This is a genomic window from Streptomyces sp. CA-135486 (assembly GCF_050936555.1).
Lineage (GTDB): Bacteria > Actinomycetota > Actinomycetes > Streptomycetales > Streptomycetaceae > Streptomyces.
In genome coordinates this window covers 2,261,272-2,281,260 of sequence record NZ_JBNJMM010000001.1, presented here as the reverse complement: position 1 = coordinate 2,281,260, position 19,989 = coordinate 2,261,272, and the positions used below count along the sequence as shown (strand labels likewise).

19 protein-coding genes and 1 pseudogene are annotated in these 19,989 nt (G+C 71.7%); 9 read left to right on the top strand and 11 right to left on the bottom strand.

Annotated features, from left to right (window positions below; translation table 11 throughout):
- The first annotated feature begins 3 nt into the window (after window positions 1-3).
- Window positions 4-900: an ectoine hydroxylase gene (gene thpD / locus ACQEVG_RS10335; protein ID WP_432980333.1), complete on the top strand. Its 897-nt coding sequence runs from the start codon at window positions 4-6 to the stop codon at window positions 898-900.
- Window positions 901-965: 65 nt separating this feature from the next.
- Here thpD and ACQEVG_RS10330 read toward each other — a convergent pair whose 3' ends face one another.
- On the bottom strand, window positions 966-2,045 hold the full coding sequence (locus tag ACQEVG_RS10330; protein WP_432980330.1) for an alkene reductase: 1,080 nt from the start codon (window positions 2,043-2,045) through the stop codon (window positions 966-968).
- Window positions 2,046-2,193: 148 nt separating this feature from the next.
- Between ACQEVG_RS10330 and ACQEVG_RS10325 the strand changes: the two genes are divergently transcribed.
- Window positions 2,194-2,715, top strand: coding sequence for a MarR family winged helix-turn-helix transcriptional regulator (locus ACQEVG_RS10325; RefSeq protein WP_432980327.1), 522 nt, complete (start codon window positions 2,194-2,196; stop codon window positions 2,713-2,715).
- Window positions 2,716-2,733: 18 nt separating this feature from the next.
- Here ACQEVG_RS10325 and ACQEVG_RS10320 read toward each other — a convergent pair whose 3' ends face one another.
- The 3 genes from ACQEVG_RS10320 to ACQEVG_RS10310 all read right to left on the bottom strand — a co-directional run bounded on the left by ACQEVG_RS10320 (window position 2,734) and on the right by ACQEVG_RS10310 (window position 5,642).
- Window positions 2,734-3,780: an aminotransferase class V-fold PLP-dependent enzyme gene (locus ACQEVG_RS10320; protein ID WP_432980324.1), complete on the bottom strand. Its 1,047-nt coding sequence runs from the start codon at window positions 3,778-3,780 to the stop codon at window positions 2,734-2,736.
- A gap of 69 nt (window positions 3,781-3,849) precedes the next feature.
- Window positions 3,850-4,566, bottom strand: a complete 717-nt coding sequence (locus ACQEVG_RS10315; RefSeq protein WP_432980321.1) for a DsbA family oxidoreductase — start codon at window positions 4,564-4,566, stop codon at window positions 3,850-3,852.
- A 155-nt stretch (window positions 4,567-4,721) separates the two neighbouring features.
- Entirely contained in the window at window positions 4,722-5,642 is a 921-nt protein-coding gene (locus ACQEVG_RS10310) for an AraC family transcriptional regulator (RefSeq protein ID WP_432980318.1), read from the bottom strand.
- Window positions 5,643-5,732: 90 nt separating this feature from the next.
- Between ACQEVG_RS10310 and ACQEVG_RS10305 the strand changes: the two genes are divergently transcribed.
- Entirely contained in the window at window positions 5,733-6,731 is a 999-nt protein-coding gene (locus ACQEVG_RS10305) for a zinc-dependent alcohol dehydrogenase family protein (protein WP_432980315.1), read from the top strand.
- A gap of 3 nt (window positions 6,732-6,734) precedes the next feature.
- Here the strand turns inward: ACQEVG_RS10305 and ACQEVG_RS10300 are convergent, their stop codons facing one another.
- Entirely contained in the window at window positions 6,735-7,349 is a 615-nt protein-coding gene (locus ACQEVG_RS10300) for a DUF1349 domain-containing protein (RefSeq protein ID WP_432980312.1), read from the bottom strand.
- A 5-nt stretch (window positions 7,350-7,354) separates the two neighbouring features.
- Entirely contained in the window at window positions 7,355-8,893 is a 1,539-nt protein-coding gene (locus tag ACQEVG_RS10295; RefSeq protein WP_432980309.1) for an aldehyde dehydrogenase (NADP(+)), read from the bottom strand.
- Between the two features lie 143 nt (window positions 8,894-9,036).
- On the opposite strand from ACQEVG_RS10295, the gene ACQEVG_RS10290 reads away from it, so the two are divergent.
- The 4 genes from ACQEVG_RS10290 to ACQEVG_RS10275 all read left to right on the top strand — a co-directional run bounded on the left by ACQEVG_RS10290 (window position 9,037) and on the right by ACQEVG_RS10275 (window position 12,807).
- Window positions 9,037-9,807, top strand: coding sequence for an IclR family transcriptional regulator (locus ACQEVG_RS10290; RefSeq protein ID WP_432980306.1), 771 nt, complete (start codon window positions 9,037-9,039; stop codon window positions 9,805-9,807).
- 125 nt (window positions 9,808-9,932) lie between these two features.
- On the top strand, window positions 9,933-10,922 hold the full coding sequence (locus ACQEVG_RS10285) for a hypothetical protein (RefSeq protein WP_432980303.1): 990 nt from the start codon (window positions 9,933-9,935) through the stop codon (window positions 10,920-10,922).
- On the top strand, window positions 10,919-12,154 hold the full coding sequence (locus tag ACQEVG_RS10280; RefSeq protein ID WP_432980300.1) for a sensor histidine kinase: 1,236 nt from the start codon (window positions 10,919-10,921) through the stop codon (window positions 12,152-12,154). The genes ACQEVG_RS10285 and ACQEVG_RS10280 overlap by 4 nt, the downstream gene beginning before the upstream one ends.
- A 35-nt stretch (window positions 12,155-12,189) precedes the next feature.
- The gene (locus ACQEVG_RS10275; RefSeq protein WP_432985222.1) at window positions 12,190-12,807 is read left to right on the top strand and encodes a response regulator; all 618 of its coding nucleotides are present in this window, start codon (window positions 12,190-12,192) and stop codon (window positions 12,805-12,807) included.
- A 118-nt stretch (window positions 12,808-12,925) separates the two neighbouring features.
- Here the strand turns inward: ACQEVG_RS10275 and ACQEVG_RS10270 are convergent, their stop codons facing one another.
- Window positions 12,926-14,089, bottom strand: a complete 1,164-nt coding sequence (locus ACQEVG_RS10270; RefSeq protein WP_432980297.1) for a hypothetical protein — start codon at window positions 14,087-14,089, stop codon at window positions 12,926-12,928.
- Window positions 14,086-15,030: a 5-dehydro-4-deoxyglucarate dehydratase gene (locus ACQEVG_RS10265; RefSeq protein WP_432980294.1), complete on the bottom strand. Its 945-nt coding sequence runs from the start codon at window positions 15,028-15,030 to the stop codon at window positions 14,086-14,088. The genes ACQEVG_RS10270 and ACQEVG_RS10265 overlap by 4 nt, the downstream gene beginning before the upstream one ends.
- Window positions 15,031-15,270: 240 nt before the next feature.
- Between ACQEVG_RS10265 and ACQEVG_RS10260 the strand changes: the two genes are divergently transcribed.
- Window positions 15,271-16,095, top strand: a complete 825-nt coding sequence (locus ACQEVG_RS10260) for an NAD-dependent epimerase/dehydratase family protein (protein ID WP_432980291.1) — start codon at window positions 15,271-15,273, stop codon at window positions 16,093-16,095.
- A gap of 72 nt (window positions 16,096-16,167) precedes the next feature.
- Window positions 16,168-17,403, top strand: a complete 1,236-nt coding sequence (locus ACQEVG_RS10255; RefSeq protein ID WP_432980288.1) for a TerD family protein — start codon at window positions 16,168-16,170, stop codon at window positions 17,401-17,403.
- 63 nt (window positions 17,404-17,466) lie between these two features.
- On the opposite strand, the gene ACQEVG_RS10250 is transcribed toward ACQEVG_RS10255, so the two are convergent.
- The 3 genes and pseudogenes from ACQEVG_RS10250 to ACQEVG_RS10240 form a co-directional block, all read right to left on the bottom strand.
- Complete coding sequence (locus ACQEVG_RS10250; protein ID WP_360883843.1) at window positions 17,467-17,697, bottom strand: hypothetical protein; 231 nt, start codon at window positions 17,695-17,697, stop codon at window positions 17,467-17,469.
- A gap of 39 nt (window positions 17,698-17,736) precedes the next feature.
- Window positions 17,737-18,111 (bottom strand): annotated as a pseudogene (locus ACQEVG_RS10245) (pyridoxal-phosphate dependent enzyme); the annotation flags it as partial.
- 67 nt (window positions 18,112-18,178) lie between these two features.
- Window positions 18,179-19,756, bottom strand: coding sequence for a TROVE domain-containing protein (locus ACQEVG_RS10240; protein WP_432980284.1), 1,578 nt, complete (start codon window positions 19,754-19,756; stop codon window positions 18,179-18,181).
- Window positions 19,757-19,989 lie beyond the last annotated feature (233 nt).

Below are 19,989 nucleotides of genomic sequence, written 5' to 3'. Positions count from 1 at the left end.
GAGATGACCACCGCCGCTGTACGCACCGACCTGTACCCGACCCGTGGGGTGGGCGAGGTGACGACCCCTCGCCAGGACCCGGTCGTCTGGTCGTCGCCCGGGGCGCCGGGGCCGATCGTCCCGTCCGACCTGATGGGCTTCGAGCGGGACGGCTTCCTCACCGTCGACGAGCTGATCTCGCAGGACGAAGTCGCCCTGTACCGCAGCGAGTTGGACCGGCTGGTCGCCGATCCGGCGATACGGGCCGATGAGCGCTCGATCATCGAGCCGAAGTCCCAGGACGTGCGCTCGGTCTTCCAGGTGCACAAGCTCAGCGAGGTGTTCGCAGGCCTGGTGCGGGACGAGCGAGTGGTGGGCAGAGCCCGGCAGATCCTTGGCTCGGACGTCTACGTCCACCAGTCCCGGATCAATGTCAAGCCGGGCTTCGGCGCCTCGGGCTTCTACTGGCACTCGGACTTCGAGACCTGGCACGCCGAGGACGGGCTGGCGAACATGCGCACCGTGTCCGTCTCGATCGCGCTGACCGAGAACCTGGACACCAACGGCGGCCTGATGATCATGCCTGGCTCGCACAAGACGTTCCTGGGCTGCGCGGGCGAGACGCCGAAGGACAACTACAAGAAGTCGCTGCAGATGCAGGACGCGGGCACACCGTCGGACGCGGCGCTGACGCGGTTGGCCGACCGGCACGGCATCCGGCTGTTCACCGGCAGGGCCGGGTCCGCGACCTGGTTCGACTGCAACTGCATGCACGGCTCCGGGGACAACATCACCCCGTATCCGCGCAGCAATGTCTTCATCGTCTTCAACAGCGTGGAGAACCAGGCGGCGGAGCCGTTCGCGGCTCCGGTCCCGCGGCCGGACTTCATCGGCGCGCGCGACTTCACGCCGGTGCGCTGACAGCGCGAAGGGGGCGGGGCCGGTCCGGTGGACCGGCGCCGCCCCCTTTCCGTCTTCCGTGCGGGTCAGCTCACGCTCAGCGCCGGGTAGTCGGTGTAGCCCTTGTCGTCACCGCCGAAGAACGTGGCGGTGTCCGGGGTGTTGTACGGGCCTTCGGCCTTGAGCCTGGCGGGCAGGTCCGGGTTGGCCAGGAACAGCGAGCCGAAGGCCACAATGTCCGCGGTCCCGTCCTCGATCAGCCCCAGCGCCCCGTGGTCGGTCGGGCCCTCGGTCGCCGGGTTGAGGATGAAGGTGCCGCTGAACCGCTTGCGCAGCGCGAGCGTCACGTCCCGGTACCCCGGGCCGTTCTCGATGACGTGCAGATAGCCGAGGCCCAGCGGCTCGATCTCGTTGACCAGCGCCGGGTATACGGCCTCCGGGTCGGTCTCGGCGATGTCGTTGTACGGGTTGCCGGGAGAGACGCGCAGTCCGGTCCGCTCCGGTCCGATCGCCGCGGCCACCGCCTTGGCCACCTCGACGGCGAAACGGATGCGGTTCTCGACGGAGCCGCCCCACTCGTCCGTGCGCCGGTTGGTGTTGGGGGCGAGGAACTGGTGGATCAGATAGCCGTTGGCGCCGTGCAGCTCGACTCCGTCGAAGCCGGCCTCGACGGCGTTGCGGGCCGCCTCGACGAAGTCGTCGACGATCCCGGGGATTTCGGCCGCGGTCAGCTCTCGCGGGGCGATGAAGTCCTTGGGCCCCTCGTGCGTGAAGAGCTGGCCCGCGGCGGCGACGGCGGACGGAGCCACGCTGAGAAGTTCCTGGTCCGGCCAGAGCACCGGGTGGCCGATGCGGCCGGCGTGCATGATCTGGGCGAAGATCTTCCCGCCCTTGGCGTGCACGGCGTCGGTGACCTTGCGCCAGGCGGCCACCTGCTCGGCGGTGTGCAGGCCGGGGGTGTCCGGGTAGCCCTGGCCGACGACGGAGGGCTGGATGCCTTCGGTGACGATCAAGCCGGCCGATGCGCGCTGGCCGTAGTACTCGACGGTGGAGTCGGTGACGGTGAGGCCGTCGCCGTACGCCCTGCTGCGGGTCATGGGCGCCATGGCGATCCGGTTGGCGAGCTGCGTACCTGCGAGGTCGATCGGGTCGAATGCGGTGGTCATGGATAGCCCCTCAAAGCTTTATGTGGTCGGCCAAGTAATCGGGCCGGGGCCACTGTAGCCCATTACTTGGTCGACCAAGGTAAAGTTTTTGGAGACACTGTCCCGGACACTGTCCGCTCCGGCAGTCACCACCGCCCGAGGAGGCCCGATGAAACCCGAGACCGCGGCCGACCCCGCCTGTACCGAGCCGCTGCCGAGCACCGCGCTCGGCGGGCCCGTCAGCCATGCCGTCTCCCGGGTCGCCCGGCTGCACCGCATGGCCGCCGGCAGAGTGCTCAAGGGCCTCGGGCTCTACCCCGGCCAGGAATTCGTGATGATGCATCTGTGGGACGCGGGCCCGGTGCGCCAGTCGGAGCTGATCAAGGCCGTCGAGCTCGACCCGTCCACCGTGACCAAGATGCTCCAGCGCCTGGAGCAGGCCGGGCACGTCCGCCGCCGCCCCGACCCGGCCGACGGGCGCGCGGTTCTCGTCGAGGCCACGGACGAGAGCTGCGCGCTGCACTCGGCGGTGGAGGCGGCGTGGGCGGAGCTGGAGGAACACACGCTGACCGGGCTGGACGCGGACGAGCGCCGTGAGCTCACCAGACTGCTCGCCAAGGTCGAGGCGAGTCTGTGCACCCGGACGGCGGACTGCCCGGAGCTGGCCCGCCGGGCCGCGGCCGAGGTCTGACGGGACGGCGGGCCGGGATCAGCGGGACAGGAGTTCCAGCACCCGGTCCACGTCCGCCGACGAGTTGTAGAGGTGGAACGCGGCCCGCAGATTGCCCGCACGGTCCGAGAGGATGACCCCCGCAGCGGCCAGTTCCGGGGCGCGATGGCCAAGCTCCGGCACGGCGACGATGGCCGAATCGCCCGGCACCGGCGCGTACCCCAGCTCCGTCAGGCCCGCCCTGAACCGCGCGGCGAGCGCCGTGTCATGCGCGTGCACCGCGCCGATGCCGATCTCTTCGAGCAGCGCGAGCGACTCCTTGGCCCCGTGGTACGAGGGGAAGGCCGGGGGTTCGTCGTACCGGGTGGCCGAGCGCGCCAGTTCCTCGATCGGACCGTACGTGCTCGCCCACAGATCCCGCGCGGCGAAGGTACCGGCGTGGATCGGCGCCACGGACGCCTGCGCCTCCTCGCTCAGCGTGAGGAACGAGACGCCGCGCGGGCAGAGCAGAAACTTGAAGCCGCCGGTGACCGTGAAGTCCCACGCGCCCGCGTCCAGCGGCAGCCAGCCCGCCGACTGGCTGGCGTCGACGAGCGTACGGGCCCCGTGCGCGGCCGCCGCGGCGCGCACCGCCGCCAGATCGGCGATCCGGCCGTCCGCGGACTGCACCGACGAGAACGCCACCAGCGCGGTGCCCGGACGCACCGCGTCGGCCAGGCGCTCCAGTGGCGCGTACCGCAGCTTCAGATCGCCGCGCACGAGGAAGGGCGTGATGACCGAGGCGTACTCCCCCTCCGGAAAGAGGACTTCCGCGCCCGGAGGCAGTGAGGTCGCGATCAGTCCGACATGCACCGAGACCGAACCGCCGACGGCGACCCGTCCCTCGCCCACGCCGGTCAGCCGGGCGAAGGACTGCCGGGCGGCAGTCACCGTCGAGTAGTCGCCGGCGCCGCCCGGTCGCCCTGCGGCGAGCTCGTCGGCAAGCAGCTTCACTGCCGCGACGGCCCGGCGGGGCAGCAGCCCGCAGCTGGACGTGTTCAGATACGTCATCTCCGGCGCGAACTCCGCGCCGCCCAGGGTCTCCATATGATCACCCTGCGGTGCCCTCAACGGCAGGTCAATCGAGAATCGTTGAGGGACACCTCTCAGCAACGCTTATGCATGGGCCCCGGGCGGGACCTCGCAGGCTCCGTCGGCGTCACAGGCGGCGGCATCCGCGCCGATGGGAGCCAGGACCCGGCCCTGCCACGCCTGCTGCAGCGCCTGGGTGAACAGCTCGGCCGGCTGCCCGCCCGAGACCCCGTACCGCCGGTCGAGCACGAAGAACGGCACCCCGGTCGCGCCCAGCTCGGCGGCCTCGCGCTCGTCGGCCCGCACCTCGTCGGCGTACGCGTCCTCGTCGGCGAGCACCGCGCGCGCCTCGTCCGCGTCCAGACCCGCCTCGACGGCGAGATCCACCAGGATCTCGGCGTCGAAGACGGACCGCTCCTCGGCGAAGTTTGCCCGGTAGGCGAGGTCCAGCAGCTCGTTCTGGCGGCCGCGGGCCCTGGCCAGGTGCAGCAGCCGGTGGATGTCGAAGGTGTTGCCGTGGTCACGGCCCTCGGTGCGGTAGTCGAGCCCCTCGGAGCGCGCGTTGGAGGCGACGTGCTCCTCCATCGACCGGGCTTCCTCGATGGTGCGCCCGTACTTCTTCGCCAGCATGGGGACCACCGGGCCGGTCTCGCCCTTGGCGCGGTTCGGGTCGAGCTCGAAGGAGCGGTGCACGACCTCGACCTCGTCGCGGTGGGCGAAGGCGGCGAGCCCCTTCTCGAAGCGCGCCTTGCCGATGTAGCACCAGGGGCAGGCGATATCGCTCCAGATCTCGACGCGCATGATCATTCTCTCCAGTGGTTCGTATGATGCCGGATTGCGGAGGCAACCTCCGCAATGAGTCAACACGGTCGCGGGCCCCGTCATTCCGCCGGGACGCGGCGAGGTCGGCCCGAGGTGGCGATCGCGGCCGGTGGTGGCGACGGCGCGGCTGCGGCTCAGCCGTTCAGGCGACGGTACTGGCCCGGTGCCATCCCGTACTCCCGCTTGAACGCCTTGGCGAAGGCGAACTCCGAGGTGTAGCCCGCGCGCTCGGCCACCGTGCGCAGCGGGGCGTCGCCCGCCCTGAGCAGCCTCCCGGCGCACGTCATGCGCCACCAGGTGACATAGGCCAGCGGGGGCCGGCCGACGAGCGAGGTGAACCGGCGGGCGAAGGCGGCGCGCGACAGACCGGCCGCGGCGCCCAGCTCCCCGACGGACCAGGGCCTCGCCGGATCGCGGTGGATGGCGTGCAGCGCGGCGGTGACGGCGGGATCGTTGAGGGCCCCGGCCCAGCCCGTCCGCTCGTCGGCGCGCTCCCGGAGCCACCAGGCGCGCAGCAGATACAGCAGCAGGGTGTCGAGGAGGGCGGGCACGATCGCGTCGGATCCCGGCTGCGGGTCGGCGAGTTCGGCGCCGAGCAGCTCGACGGCGGAGCGCAGCGATGCATGCCGGCCGACCCGGGCCGGGAAGTGGATCACCGGGGGCAGATCGGTGAGCAGCGGATGGGCCCGCGCCTTGCTCAACTGGTAGGCGCCGCAGAGCATCACGGTCGCCGGGCGCCCATTGCCGGATCGCGGCTCAGGGGCGGCGGGCCAGCTCCCGTCGGGCTCCAGCTCCACAGGGTCGAGCGGCGAGTCGGGGTGGTCGGCGAGGGCATGGTGGCAGCCGTGGGCGAGGAAGACCACATCGCCGGGGCCGAGCAGGAGGGGATCGGCGCCTTCCGGGGGCAGCAACCACGCCGAGCCCTGGAGTACGACATGGAAGCCCGCACCCTCGCCGGCCGGGAACCGGTCGCCCCAGGGCGCGTACTTGACGGTCCGCGCGGAGTGGGGTCGCCCGGTGCGCATCGCGGCGATCGCATCGCTGAGTACGTCCATGTCCGCACCGTACACAGGCAAGACGATCGGACATGAACCCGATGGTCTGAGACATGGATCGTCCCGGAACTGCTCCATAGCGTCGTACCCATGACAACCACCCCCTTGACCAGGGCAGTTCTTTTCCATGAGCTCGGCGGCCCCGACGTTCTGACGATCGAGGACGTCGCACTGCGCGAGCCCGGCCCGGGCGAAGTCCGCTTCCGTGTAGAGGCGATCGGTCTCAACAGGGCCGAGGCACTCTTCCGCGCGGGCACCTACTACTACCCGGCGACCCTGCCCGGCTCCCGGCTCGGCTACGAGGCGGCCGGTGTCGTCGACGCGGTCGGTGCAGGCGTGACCGGGTTCGCCTCGGGCGACCTTGTGATGGCCGTCGCCAACTTCGACTTCGGTGTGCACGGCGTGTACGGGGAGCGGGTCGTCCTGCCCGTCGATTCGGTGGTCCGCCGTCCCGAGGGGGTGGATGCGGTGACATCGGCGGCCGTGTGGCTGACGTACTCCACCGCCTACGGCGGCCTGCTGGAAACCGGCGGACTGCGCCCCGGCGACCATGTGGTGATCACCGGCGCCTCCAGCGGCGTCGGCACGGCGGCGATCCAGACCGCCGCCCGGATCGGCGCGATCCCCATCGCCACCACCCGTACCGAGGCCAAGAAGCAGCAGCTGCTCGACCTGGGCGCGGCCCATGTCATCACCACCGGGAGCGAGGACCTGGTGAAGGAGGTCAAACGGATCACCGGCGGGCGCGGTGCCGATCTGGCCTTCGACGCGATCGGCGGGCCGGGCTTCCGGGCGGTGGGCGACGCGGTCGTGCCCGGTGGCACGGTGGTGCTCTACGGCTGGCTGGACCCGCGGCCGATCGAGTTGTCGTTGAACTGGCCGCTCACGGTGCACACCTACAACAACGGCGTGCCCGCCGGCACCGAGGGGTACAGGCGCCGGGCCTCGGCCTTCATCGGCTCGGGTCTGCGCGACGGTTCACTGGCTCCGGTGATCGCCGAGACCTTCGACGGTCTGGAGCGGATCGTGGACGCCCACCGGCTGATGGAGACCTGCACCCATACCGGCAAGATCGTGGTGCGTCTCTGATCCTCAGCTGCCGTCGCGCAGCCCTTGTGGCCAGCCCGGCCGGAACTCGATCCGGTCGAACGTCACCACACAGCCCTCGCCCACCGGCGACTGCGCCAGGAAGCCGACCAGCGCGGCCCCGGCCTGCTCCTCGGTACCCAGCGCGAAGATCCGTACGAAGGTCCACCGCTCGCCGTCCGTCGACGCGTGGAAGGCGAAGGCCTTGCCGGTGCGGCTGATCCGCAGCCACACGCTGTCGCCGTCGACCACAAAGGAGTTGGCGTCGTCGGAGTGGCCACGGGTGACGACCGTGCAGATGGTCGGCGTGTCCGGGGAGAGCTCCAGGCAGAGCTTGGCCCACTCCCGCTCACCGACCTGCAGATAGAGCACGCCCGCGTCGAAAGCCGCGGCGAAGCCCACCGTGACCCGCGCGATGAGCTGGAAGTCGCCCTCCGGCGCGCCGAGCAGGCGCGGCGCGTCGGAGGCGGGATCCAGGGCCTCGCCCGCGGGCGGCACAAAGCGGTCCTGCCGGGCGCCGGCCCAGCCGGTCAGCACGCCCTCGTCGTACGACCAGTTGGCCTCGGGGCCGTACGGCCGCAGCGGGAAGGGGAGTTCGGGCAGTTCGATCTGGTCGCTCACATCGCTCAGCTTCGCGGAGTCTCCCGGCGGCCGTCCACCCGACGCGGCAGGGAGAGCGGATTGCCGTCGCGCAGCTCGGGCGGGAGCAGCGCCTCAGGGGTCGTCTGGTACGTCACCGGGCGCAGCCAGCGCTCGATGGCGGTGGCCCCGACCGAGGTGGAGGTGGAGGTGGTCGCCGGGTAGGGGCCGCCGTGGTGCTGGGCGGGGGCGACGGCGACGCCGGTCGGCCAGCCGCCGACCAGGACGCGGCCCGCGAGCGGGGTGAGCTCGGCGAGCAGCTCGGCGCCCCGGCCCTCTCCCGCGGCCTCGCCGGCGGAGAGGTGCAGGGTGGCGGTGAGATTGCCGGGCAGCCGGCCGAGTACCGCGGTGATCTCGGCGTCCGACTCGTAGCGTGCGACGACGGTGACCGGGCCGAAGCACTCCTCGAGCAGCAGGTCGTGCGGGCCTTCGGCGGCCAGCAGCCGGGCGGGTACGGACAGGAATCCGGCGCTCACGGTGTGCTCACCGCCCGCGCCGGGGGTGATCGGGGCCTGCACGTCCGGCAGTGCGGCCCTGGCCCGTACGCCCTCGACGAAGGCGGAACGCATCCGCCGGTCGAGCATCACACCGGGCTCGGTCTCGCTGACCGCGGCCGTCAGCGACGTGAGGAGCCGGTCGCCCGCGTCGCCCGCGGGGGCGAGCACAAAGCCGGGCTTGGTGCAGAACTGGCCCTCCCCGAGGGTCATCGAGCCCGCGAGCCCGGCCCCGAGCTGTTCGGCGCGCTCCCCGGCCGCCGCCTCGGTGACGACGACGGGGTTGAGGGAGCCGAGCTCGCCGTGGAAGGGGATGGGCACGGGCCGGGCGGCCGCGGCGTCGAAGAGCGCGCGCCCGCCGCGTACGGATCCGGTAAAGCCCGCCGCGGCGACCAGCGGGTGCCGGACCAGCTCGACGCCCGCGTCGAAGCCGTGCGCGAGGATCACGACGTCGTCGGGCAGGCCGACGCGGCGGGCGGCCCGACGCAGGACGGAGGCGCACAGTTCGGAGGTGGCGGGGTGGTCGGGGTGCGCCTTGACGACGACCGGGCAGCCGGCCGCGAGGGCGCTCGCGGTGTCGCCGCCGGGCACGGAGAAGGCGAGCGGGAAGTTGCCGGCGGCGTAGACGGCGACGACACCGAGGGGGAGCTTGTAGCGGCGCAGGTCCGGCCAGGGCGGGGTCCGCGTGGGATCCGCGTGGTCGATGTGGATGTCGAGGAAGGCGCCCTCGTCGACGACATCGGCGAAGGCGCGCAACTGGGCGGTGGTGCGGGCGAGTTCACCGGTGAGGCGGGTGGGGCCGAGCGCGGTCTCGGCGTCGGCGGCCTCGATGACGTGCTCGCGGGCCTCGTCGAGCAGGTCGGCGGCGGTGCGCAGCAGCAGCGCGCGTACACTCCGGTCGGCGAGCGCGGGGCGGGCGGAGTCTGCCGCGCGGACCGCGCGGTCGATCTCTTCGGCCGTGGACTCCACCGCAACCTGCTCACGCGGGTTCCCGGTTCGGGGGTCGACACTCCAGACTGGTGCTGCTGCCACCGCGGCTTCCTTCCCGGTCTACTGCCACCCAGGAGTTGTTCGGTATTCTGAACAGCGTTCCCGATGGTGAATGTGTGGGGACTCTATTTCCGGGCGTTCTGCGCGGTCAAGAAGGTCAGCGGGTCACGAAGGGGCGAAGAGCAATGTCGACTGCCGATTCCGGTGGGGCACAGGTCAAGTCCGCGGTGCGGACCGTGGAGTTGCTCGAGTATTTCGCCGGGCGCCCCGGCATGCACTCGCTCGCCGCGGTCCAGGAGGCCGTCGGCTATCCCAAGTCCAGCCTCTACATGCTGCTGCGCACGCTGGTCGAGCTCGGCTGGGTGGAGACGGACGCGACGGGCACGCGGTACGGCATCGGCGTACGGGCGCTGCTCGTGGGCACCTCGTACATCGACGGCGACGAGGTGGTGGCGGCGGCCCGCCCCACCCTGGACCGGCTCTCCGACGACACCACCGAGACCATCCACCTCGCCCGCCTCGACGGCACCAATGTCGTCTATCTCGCCACCCGCCAGTCGCAGCACTATCTGCGCCCCTTCACCCGCGTCGGCCGCCGGCTGCCCGCCCACTCCACCTCGCTGGGCAAGGCGCTGCTCGCCACCCACAGCGACGAGCAGGTGCGCAAGATGCTGCCGGAGACCCTGGCGTCGCTGACCGAGCACACCATCACCGACCGCGAGCAGCTCATCGAGGAGCTGCAGGTGATCCGCGAGCAGGGCTATGCCGTGGACCGCGAGGAGAACACGCTGGGGCTGCGCTGCTTCGGGATCGCGATCCCGTACCGCACGCCGGCCCGCGACGCGATCAGCTGCTCGGTACCCGTGGCCCGGCTCACCCCCGGCCACGAACAGATGATCAAGGACGCGCTCTTCGACGCACGCGACCGGCTCACCCTCGCGACCCGGAGGCTCTGACCCGGTCTCCTGCGATCGCCGGCGTCCCGCTCCACCGTGCGCGTGTCCTTCTCCGCCGCGCGGGGGAGGGCAATCGTCGCGACGCAGGAGGCGCGGGCGGGGCCGTGGACGGAAGCGTGGGTGTCATGACACAGACACCGCTCGCACCTGGTGCTCCCGCCGCCCTTCCGGAACATCCCGGGCGCGCCCGCGTGGTGCTGCGCACTCTCGCGATCGCCTCCTGCGTCCCGTATCTCTCGCTCAAGACCGCCTGGATCGCCGGCAGCCGGATCGGCATCCCCGACGACAGCGTGCTGCTCGACAACCGGGCCCTGATGGCCGTCGCCAACAGCGTCACCGTCCTGATGGACGGCGCCGTCATCGTGCTGGCGCTGCTGCTCACCCAGGGCTGGGGCAGACGGGTGCCCGCCTCGCTGCTGGCGGTCCCCATGTGGGTGGCGGGCGGGCTGCTGCTCCCGATCATGGTCGGCTTCCCGGTCCAGCTGCTGGTCAATGCCTTCTCCGGCGGCGGGATCGAGCGCTCCACGAGCGAGCCCTTCCTCGACGAGTGGGTCTTCGGCGTCGTCTACTGCGGCTTCATCGTCCAGGGGCTGACCCTCGGCACGCTCTTCGTGCTGTACGCGAGGGAGCGCTGGAGCCATGTGTGGCGGGGCCGGGTCTGGGACCTGCCAGTGGCCGCCGCCGGCCGGCTGCTGAAGGTGTGCGCCGTGGCCGCCGCGGTGCTCGCGCTCCTCCCCGCCACGATGCGTCTGCTCTGGGCGTGCGGCGCGACGACCGGCCTGAGCCGGACGCGCATCGAGCAGCGCGCAGCCGACTTCTACGTACTCGAAGGCGTAAGCGCCCTCTTCGTGGTCGTCGCCGTTGCGGGAGCACTGCTCATCGCCTTCCGCCCAGCCCCCGCACTGCCGCTGAAGACGCCGCTGGCCATGGCCTGGCTGGGCTCCGGCGCGGTGGGCTGCTGGGGCATCTGGCTGCTGATCGCTGCCGTACTGCCCGGGCCCGAAGATGGCGAGCGGGCAACGGGGTTGATGGCTCTGACCTACGCTGTGGGCATGATCGTCGGGCTGCTCGTCGTCACCGGCACGGCCTCCTTCCTGCGCCGGCGCTGCGCGTGAGGAGAGTGCTCGGTGCGCTGTTCGGGGCCCGGGCCAGGCTGCGCTGGATCCATCTGATCCTGGGCGGTGCGCTGTTGATGCCGTACTGGCTTCTCGCCACCGTCTTCGTCGGCCCGGCCGTCAACGCCGGCGGCATGTTCTCCAACTCGCTGAAGGTGCAGTTCGGCTCGTACGCGGTCGCTCTGCCGCTCGCCGCGGTGACCGCGTACTTCCCGCTGACCCGGCCGATGTCGGTGGCAGCCGCGCGAGTGCTGTGCGGGGTGCCCGCCGACCGGTTCGCCGACGGCCCGGCGCGCTCGCGCACGGCGCGGCTGCGGACCTCGGCCTGGTTCACGCTCCATGTGGGCCTGGGCGCCCTGATCAGCGGGGCCACCCTCGCGCTGCCGCCGTTCGCGGTGAGCCTGATCGTGGTGCCACTGCTCCCCCCAGTGCGGGACCTTCTCCGTATGCCCCACTACCCGGCCTGGCAGCTGGCCCTGTTCCCGGTCGCCGGGATCGCCATGCTGATCGCGCTCGCGGCGTGCGCCGCCGCGGCCGGGGCACTGCTGGCCCGCCAGGCCCCGGTTCTCCTCGGCCTGACCCCCTCGGACCGGCTGGCCGCCGCCGAGCGCCGGGCCACCGAGCTGGCCGAGCGCAACCGTCTCGCCCGCGAGCTGCACGACTCGGTGGGCCATGCCCTGAGCGCCGTCACTCTCCAGGCGGGTGCGGCCCGCAGGGTCCTGGACAGCGATGCGGAGTTCGTGCGCGAGGCCCTGGCCGCGATCGAGGAGACCACTCGGCGCACGGTGGGCGAACTCGACTCCGTACTGGGCCTGTTGCGCCAGGACGAGGAGGGAGCGGCCCGGCTCACCGGGCCGACCCTCGAGACCCTGGACGGTCTGATCGCCCGCAGCGGCGTGCCGGTCTCACTCACCGCCGACGGCGACCTGATCGCCATCCCGGCGCCCGTCTCGCGCGAGGCGTACCGCATCGTCCAGGAGGGGCTGAGCAACGCCCTGCGCCACGCCGGGGCGTCCCCGGTGTCCCTGTGGATCGCCCTGCACGGCGAGGAGTTGGAGATCACGATGGAGAATCCGCTGCCCGACAGTGCCCCGGTGGTCCGCCCGGGAGGCGGCCGCGGAGTGCGCGGCATCGCCGAGCGGGCCGCGCTGCTGGGCGGACAGGCGCAGGCGGGACCGCGGGAGTCGGTGTGGCGGCTGTCCGCGCGCCTCCCCCTGGGCGGCGGACGGTGAGCGCGATCCGGGTCGTCCTCGCCGACGACGAGCGGATGGTCCGTACGGCGCTGCGCGTGATCCTCGACGCGGAGCCCGACCTGGAGGTCGTCGGCGAGGCGTCGACCGGCGCCGAGGCGGTGTCGGTGGTGCGCGAACTGCGCCCCGACGTGGTCCTGATGGATGTGCGGATGCCTCAGATCGACGGCATCCGGGCCACCGAGCAGATCCTCGGCACGCTCGCCGAAGCGCCGCGGATCGTGGTGGTGACGACCTTCGAGAACGACTCGTACGTGTACGACGCGCTGCGTGCCGGAGCCGCCGGCTTTCTGCTCAAGCGGGCCGCGGCCGAGGAGCTCGTCCAGGCGGTGCGGCTGGTCGCCCGCAGCGATTCGCTGCTCTTCCCGTCGGCGGTGCGTTCGCTGGCCGCCGAGTACAGCAGCCGCCGCCCCGCCGCTCCCCCGCCCTGGGCCTCCCGGCTCACCGAGCGCGAGGCCCAGGTGCTGCGGCTGATGGCGACGGGTCTGACGAACGCGGAGATCGCCGGGCGGATGGGCGTGGGTCCGGCGACGACGAAGACGCATGTGGCGGCGGTGCTGGCGAAGACGGGCGCCAGGGACCGTACGCAGGCGGTGATCGCGGCGTACGAGTCGGGGTTCATCTCGCCGGGCTGACGCGGGGTCGGCGCGGGGTCGGCGCGGGGACGGCGCAGGGACCGCGCAGGGACCGCGCCTTTCCCGGATGAAGGCCCTGAGGTCCTGACCCCCGGACCCCGGCCCCTCGCCGCCGCGTTCAGACCAGGCCCGACAGGGCGTCCGCCACCGTCGCAAGGTCCGCGTCGGACGCCAGCCCCGCGTGGTAGAGCCTCAGTTGGTTCGCGCCGAGCCCGGCGGCCCGGGCCGCGTCCTCCGCCAGTGTGCCGGGGCTGCCGCCCATGCCCCGCACGACGGTGAGGTTGGCGGCCAGCACCGCCCCCTCCACCCGGCGCTCCGCGAAGGGGGTGAGCAGCTGGGCGCCGCCCGTGCAGGGCACTACCACGCCGTCCGCGACGGACAGGATGTGCGCGGGGTCGACGCCCGCGTTCGCCCCGCAGTGGTACGCGACGGGGTCGGCGTGCAGCAGTACCTGGAAGCCGTCGGGAGCCGCAGCCCGCACCGCCGCGACGGCCGCCTCCTGCAGGCTACGGGCCGTGCGCGTCCGGAACTCCAGGGTGGCTGCGGTCAGTTCGGCGCCGAGCAGCTTCTCGACCGGCGCGTCGGCCGGCACCGTGCCCGCCCAGACCGGCTCCAGCCCGCTCCGTACCGCGGCGGCCAGCAGGTGCGGTTCCAGGCCCTGCCGGCCGTACCCCTGCCGGCAGGCGGGGCAGAAGCACAGCGACATCAGATACTGCGCGGCCTCGCCGATGCCGACACCCGCGATCTTGTCGTGTGCGTGCGGATGCGCGAGGCCGTACCAGCCGCAGGACTCCAGCTCGGTGCCGTGCGCGCCCTGCCTGGCCGCGGCCTCGGCCGCGAGGTCCACCAGCAGGGCGCGGACCGCGCTCTGGGCGATGCAGGGCGCCCAAGGGTAGCGGTCGCCGTAGGCGTTGACGACGGAGGTGTCCGGATGCTCGGCGCCCAGGCGGGAGTTGTGGGCGAGGACCACCCAGCTGTGCACCTCGAGTCCGGCGGCGGTCAGGGCCGCTGCGGCTTCCGCGTAGGCGTCGCCGGGGGCCCAGTCCCCTGCGGGATACGGCCGCAGCTCGCGGCCCGCCCAGCGCTCCTCGTCCATTTCGTAGAGCACGGCGGCGTGCTGTGCGGTGACGATCCGGTGCCGGGGGTGGCGCGGGGTCAGGGCGCGCGTCGAGTGGTAGGCGGCGGCCAAAGTGACCTGCTGGACGCCGAGGTCAGCGATACGGGCCGCGGCGTCCGGGTCCCCGGTGATGTCCCAGGGGTAGAGGAACGCGGAGACCTTCACGCGCCCTCCTCCAGCAGGGCGCGGCCGCGCTCGATCAGCGCCGCGAGTGCCGTGATGTGGATGTCGAGGGGCTCGCTCAGCGGCGGCCGCACCTCGCCCACCTCCAGGCCGCCGAGGCGTACGCCTGCCTTGACGAGCGATACGGCGTAGCCGCGGCCGAGTCCGCGCAGTTCGACGAGCGGCACGAAGAAGCCGTCGAGCAGCCGGCCAACGGTCTTGTCGTCACCCGTGGTCAGGGCGCGGTGGAAGGCGAGCGCGATGTCGGGGGCGAAGGCGAAGACGGCGGAGGAATACAGGGTGATGCCGATGGCGCGGTAGGCGAGGCCGGTGAGCTCGGCGGTGGGCAGCCCGTTGAAGTAGAGGAAGTCCTGATCGGGCAGTTCACGGCGGACGGCGCTGACGATGCGCTGCATCAGATCGAGGTCGCCGTAGCCGTCCTTGAGGCCGATGATGCCGTCGACCTGGGCGAGTTCGACGACGGTCTCGGGGGTGAAGACGGCGTTGTCGCGCTGGTAGACGATGACGTCGAGGGAGGTGCCCTCGGCGAGCGCGGTGTAGTGGCGCAGAAGTCCGGGCTGGTCGGCGACGACGAGGTAGGGCGGCATGGCGAGCAGCCCGTCGGCGCCCGCGGCCTCGGCGATCCTCGCGTACTGGAGGGCGAGCGCGATGCCGTAGCCGGCTCCGGCGACGACGGGGACCTCGCCGGCCGTCTCGGCCACGGCCGCGGCGACGCATTCGCCGAACTCCTCGGGGGTCAGGGCGTGGAACTCGCCCGTTCCGCAGCACGCGAAGACCGCGGCCGCGCCGGCGTCGATGCCGTTTCGCACATGGGCGCGGAAGGCATCGAGGTCGAGGGCGCCGTCCGGTCCGTACGCGGTGACGGGGAAGAACAGTGGTCCTTGGACCCGGGTGAGCCGGGCGGCGAGCGGGGCTGAGGTCACGGGCGCTCCCTGGGCCGTGCACCGAGCCTGCAGACTCGTGCACAATTCTGATCGATGTCCATATCTCTGAACGACTGTCACGCTAGGGCAGCCACACGGGGCGGGTCAAGACGGAACGCCGCAACTCAGAGGCGGATTCGACCCCTCCGCGGGACACTTGACGGTGTCCGGACCCCTCCCTAGCGTGTCCATGTATGTGAATGCCGTCTACGGACCTGAGCAGCTCAAGGAGATCCATCCATGCCCGCTCCCCGCACCGTCCTGCTGACCGGCGCCGCCGGCGGTCTCGGCACACTGATGCGGGGGCTGCTGCCCGCGTACGGCTACGAGCTCCGCCTCTTCGACGCCACCCCCATCGAGGGAGTACCGGACGCGATCACCGCCGACCTCTCCGACAAGGAGGCACTGCGCGCAGCGGTACGGGGCGTCCACGCGATCATCCATCTCGCGGGCATCTCCCTGGAAGCCCCCTTCGACAAGATCCTCCGCGCGAACATCGAGGGGACCCACAACCTCTACGAGGCGGCCCGCGAGGAGGGCATCGCACGCATCGTCTTCGCCTCCAGCAACCACGCAGTCGGGTTCACCCCCCGCCCGCACGGGCAGCCGCCCTTCGCGCCGGAGCAGCTGATCCCGATCGACACCCCGCGCCGCCCCGACACGTACTACGGCCTGTCCAAGTGCTTCGGCGAGGACCTGGCCCAGCTCTACTGGGATCTGCACGGCCTGGAGACCGTCTCCGTCCGGATCGGGTCCTGCTTCATGGAGCCGACGTCGGTACGGATGCTCTCGGTGTGGATGAGCCCGGGCGACGGCGCGCGCCTCTTCCACGCGGCCCTCACCGCCGAGAACGTCGGCCACAGCGTCGTCTACGGCTCCTCCGCCAACACCCGGCTGTGGTGGGACCTCACGACGGCACGCACCCTCGGCTACGAGCCGCAGGACGACTCGGAGCAGTACGCGGAGAAGCTCGTCGCGGAACAGGGCGAACTCGACCCGGACAATCCGGACCACGCGTATCTGGGCGGCCACTTCACGACCAACCCGCCGCGGTGGCCGCACTGAACGCCGAAGGGGCGGCAAGACCGAGCCGCAAGGTAAGGGAACGGTAAAGCGCCCTCGCTCGTTACGTCTGGCATGACAGCTATGACCCCCGGCTCGAACATCCCTCTCTCGGCCGCCCGCGTGGCGGTGGACGTCGCCGCCCCGGTGCGGCTCGACGTATCGGGCCTGCTGCTCACCGCCGACGGCAAGGTGCGCTCAGACGACGACTTCATCTTCTACAACCAGCCGGCGGGCCCCGGCGTCAGCTATCGCTCGGGCGGCGGCACCGCCCCCGACGCGATCGTGGTGGACACCGCCGCCGTCCCGCCCGGCATCGAGAAGATCGTCGTCACGGCGAGCCCGGACGCCGCGGGCCAGACCTTCCAGGGCATCGAGCCCACCGCCACCATCCGCAACGCCGACGACGGAAGCGCGCTCGCCACCTTCACCCCGCCGCGGCTCGGCGCCGAGACCGCGCTGGTCGTCGTGGAGATCTATCTGCGGGGTGGCGCCTGGAAGGCCCGCGCGGTCGGCCAGGGCTATGCGAACGGCCTGGCGGGCATCGCCACGGACTTCGGCGTCTCGGTCGACGAGGAGCCCGCCGCCTCAGCCGCTCCGGCCGCACCCCCGGTCCCCGCGGCCGCTCCGGCCGCGCCCCCGGCCCCCGCGGCCGCGCCCGCCGATCCGCGGATCGCCGCTGCCACACCGCCCGCACCCGCCGCGCCCCCGGCCACGCCCGCCCCCGGTGCCGGGAAGATCAACCTGGACAAGGGCCGGGTCAGCCTGCAGAAGAACCAGACGGTCTCGCTGGTCAAGGGCGGCCGCCCGCTGCTCTCCCAGGTCAAGATGGGCCTCGGCTGGGAGCCCGCCTTCCGCGGCAAGGACATCGACCTCGACGCCTCCGTCATCGCCTACGGCCCGAATCGCAACCATCTGGACAGCTGCTACTTCGGCAAGCTCTCGATCCTGAACGGCGCGATCAAGCACTCCGGTGACAATCTGACGGGCGAGGGCGCGGGCGACGACGAGGTGATCGTCGTCGATCTGGGCCGGCTCCCGGCCGATGCGACGGGCCTGGTCTTCACCGTCAACTCCTTCTCGGGACAGAAGTTCACCGAGGTCGCCAAGGCCTACTGCCGACTGCTCGACGCGGCGACCGGCGAGGAGCTGGTCCGCTTCGACCTGACCAGCGCCGAACCGCAGACCGGCGTGATGATGGCCAAGCTGATCAAGCAGTTCTCGGGTGAATGGGAGATGACCGCCCTGGGCGACTTCGTGAAGTCCCGCACCGTGCGCGGCATGGTGAAGCCCGCCGCCCAGGCGCTGTGACCCACGCCGCCGGGCCCCCCATCGACCCGATTCAGGTGATGGCGGGCCCGGTGGCCACGGTCCTCAGAGTTTGGCCAGCTTCGAGTAGGGGCTCAGGATTCTTCCCTGACGCCCGGAGAAGTCGACCAGCACGGCGGCATTGTCACCTTCGACTGCGATGACTCTGCCGAGCCCGAACTGGTCGTGCGAGACCCGGTCACCCACTTCGTACTGCTCGATCGGCGGCGCAGCCGCGGCCGGTCGGTTGAAGGGGCTGGAGGGCAGATGGCGGCGGGATCCGGCTGATTTAGTCATTACCTGGAGTATGGGGCCTCGGGCCCCCGCCACGCCACGTCAGAACAGCGAGCTGTAGGCATTGAGTGCGGGCCGCCCGCCGAGATGGGCATGAAGCACCCTCGCCCCGGAGCCGATCTCACCGCGTGTGACCAGGTCGATCGGCCCCGCCATCGACTTTCCCTCGTGGACGGGGTCCGTCACCATCCCCTCCGTACGGGCCGCGAGCCGCATCGCCTCCAGCGTCGTTTCGTCCGGAATGTCGTACGTCCCCGCGTGGTGGCGCTCGTCCAGTTCGATGTCCGTATCCCGCAGCTCACGCTCCACTCCGATGAGTGAGGCGGTGTTGCGTGCGATACGCCCGATCTGCTCCCTGGTGCGCTCCGGCGCGGCGGACGCGTCGATGCCGATCACCCGCCTCAGCCGGCCACCCGCCGATGCCGGCCGGACGCGGGTCGGACGCGGGTCGGACGCGGGTCGGACACGGGTCCGGGGCCGCGGCTCATCCCCAGGGCCAGTCGGCGTCCCGGCCCCGTTCGAGCAGCGGCACCATGCGGAAGGCCGCATCCGTGAGGCCGCCGAAGGTGTGCCGGTTCGGCTTCCCCGACGGCGCATGGCCCGCCCGGTAACCCGCCAGGTTCCAGGTGTAGACCGGGATGTGCGCCGGGATCTGCTCGGTCGGGTCCCCGTGGTAGCTGTACGCCGCCTGCTCGTCGGTGACGATCAGTACCCGGTCGTGACCCCGGTAGTGGGCCCGTACCGCCGAGGTCGTGTCGGTGCCGCCGAGGTCGCCGAAGCGGCCCAGGACCCTGAGCACCGACTCGCCCTTGGGGTACGTCACACGCGAGCTGGTCGTACCGAACTGCACCAGGTCGGCGTCGGCCGCCCGCATCGCCACGGCCGTGCCGAAGATCGCGGCCGCGTCCGCGCGGTTGAGCTCGGAACGGTCCGAGAGCCGCGCCCACATGGAGCCGGAGCGGTCGACCAGGACCAGCGTGCGGCCGGGCAGCGCGGGCACATTGGCCAGCGAGTGGCCGAGCGCCTGCTCCAGCGCGTACGACCAGCGCAGCGAGGGGGCGTGCTGGTACGCGGCGAGATAGCGGAACGGGAACTGCCGCGACCTCAGCACGGCTTCCGGGTCCGAGATCTTCGCCGCGACCTCTGCCGCGACCCTGTCCGAGATTCCGGCCTCGTCGAAGTTCCGCAGATTGCGGACCAGCGCCATCGCACCCATGGACGGGATCACGGCCTCCCAGGCCGTCGCGTCCATGGGGCCCTGCAGCCAGCCGGCGAGCGCCTCCCAGGTCATTGACGCCTCGGCGAGGCGCGCGGCCCCGTCGGGCGCGGTGATCACCGCGCGCCGCCCGGCGGCCGGCACCGCCATCAGCGCCCGGTGGGCGGCGAGAGCGGGGATCGCGGCGGGCGGCTCGGCCGTGTCCGGGTGGTGCCGGCGGTCGAGCGCGTACTGGAACAGCGCGCCCTGCCACGGCTTGTCCGGGTCGGGCGAGGCGTGCACCAGATTGAGGATGTCGCCGAAGCGGTAGCCCTTGGAAGCCGTGTCGTACTTCAGCAGCGACGTGCCGCTGTACAGGCGCGCCACGGCGTCGGCGATGCCGCGCTTGACGGGCTTGGGCACGGCGCGGCCGTACTGCGAGGTCCAGTAGCCGAGCAGTTCGCCGGGCTCGTCGGCGCGGCGCAGCACGGAGTCGACGACCTGACGGTTCGACGGCCCTTCGGTGGCGCCGGCGTCAAGGCGCGCCTTGACGTACTCGGCGGCGCCGACGATGGCGGCGGTCCGCATATTGCCCTCGCCGCGCAGCCAGCCGAGCAGACCCGCGGTCCACTCCGGGTCCTCGACGGCGAGCTCCCGTACGAGAGTGGTGAAGCGGTCGTCGCGGTCACCGCCGGACTCGTAAAAGGTCTGCTGCGAAACGAAATTGGCTACCGCGAGCAGAAAGAGCTCGGAGCGTGCCTCGCGCTCGGCACCCATGCCGTTCTGGTGAGTACGCAGGGTGCGACCGGTCGAACGCACGGGAGAAGTCGCTCCCGCCGTGGCCTTGCGGACATTGAAACGTGCCATGGAAATCCCCCGAATTCCTGGGGAAGCACAGCAAAGGAGTGCCCGAGATCAGAGGTCGGCGACGGACTGTAGCCGGGCGAGCTTCCAGACTGCTCCACATCGCCGAAGCTGGGCGGGATTCGAACCCGCGACCTCCCGGTCCCAAGAAGTAACCGTTGCCTGCGCACCGGGCACCCCATGCTGAGCCTCCCGAGATCAAGATTGGCGGCGGCGTGATTTCGTAAGAGGAAGTA

Excerpts from the sequence above, each read along its gene's own strand:
- ACQEVG_RS10275 (WP_432985222.1), top strand. The coding sequence starts at position 12,190 with ATGGTCCGTACGGCGCTGCGCGTGATCCTCGACGCGGAGCCCGACCTG.
- ACQEVG_RS10320 (WP_432980324.1), bottom strand. The coding sequence starts at position 3,780 with ATGGAGACCCTGGGCGGCGCGGAGTTCGCGCCGGAGATGACGTATCTG.
- ACQEVG_RS10240 (WP_432980284.1), bottom strand. The coding sequence starts at position 19,756 with ATGGCACGTTTCAATGTCCGCAAGGCCACGGCGGGAGCGACTTCTCCC.
- ACQEVG_RS10260 (WP_432980291.1), top strand. The coding sequence starts at position 15,271 with ATGCCCGCTCCCCGCACCGTCCTGCTGACCGGCGCCGCCGGCGGTCTC.
- ACQEVG_RS10255 (WP_432980288.1), top strand. The coding sequence starts at position 16,168 with ATGACAGCTATGACCCCCGGCTCGAACATCCCTCTCTCGGCCGCCCGC.
- ACQEVG_RS10250 (WP_360883843.1), bottom strand. The coding sequence starts at position 17,697 with ATGACTAAATCAGCCGGATCCCGCCGCCATCTGCCCTCCAGCCCCTTC.
- ACQEVG_RS10325 (WP_432980327.1), top strand. The coding sequence starts at position 2,194 with ATGAAACCCGAGACCGCGGCCGACCCCGCCTGTACCGAGCCGCTGCCG.
- thpD (WP_432980333.1), top strand. The coding sequence starts at position 4 with ATGACCACCGCCGCTGTACGCACCGACCTGTACCCGACCCGTGGGGTG.
- ACQEVG_RS10310 (WP_432980318.1), bottom strand. The coding sequence starts at position 5,642 with ATGGACGTACTCAGCGATGCGATCGCCGCGATGCGCACCGGGCGACCC.
- ACQEVG_RS10285 (WP_432980303.1), top strand. The coding sequence starts at position 9,933 with ATGACACAGACACCGCTCGCACCTGGTGCTCCCGCCGCCCTTCCGGAA.
- ACQEVG_RS10330 (WP_432980330.1), bottom strand. The coding sequence starts at position 2,045 with ATGACCACCGCATTCGACCCGATCGACCTCGCAGGTACGCAGCTCGCC.
- ACQEVG_RS10315 (WP_432980321.1), bottom strand. The coding sequence starts at position 4,566 with ATGCGCGTCGAGATCTGGAGCGATATCGCCTGCCCCTGGTGCTACATC.
- ACQEVG_RS10290 (WP_432980306.1), top strand. The coding sequence starts at position 9,037 with ATGTCGACTGCCGATTCCGGTGGGGCACAGGTCAAGTCCGCGGTGCGG.
- ACQEVG_RS10305 (WP_432980315.1), top strand. The coding sequence starts at position 5,733 with ATGACAACCACCCCCTTGACCAGGGCAGTTCTTTTCCATGAGCTCGGC.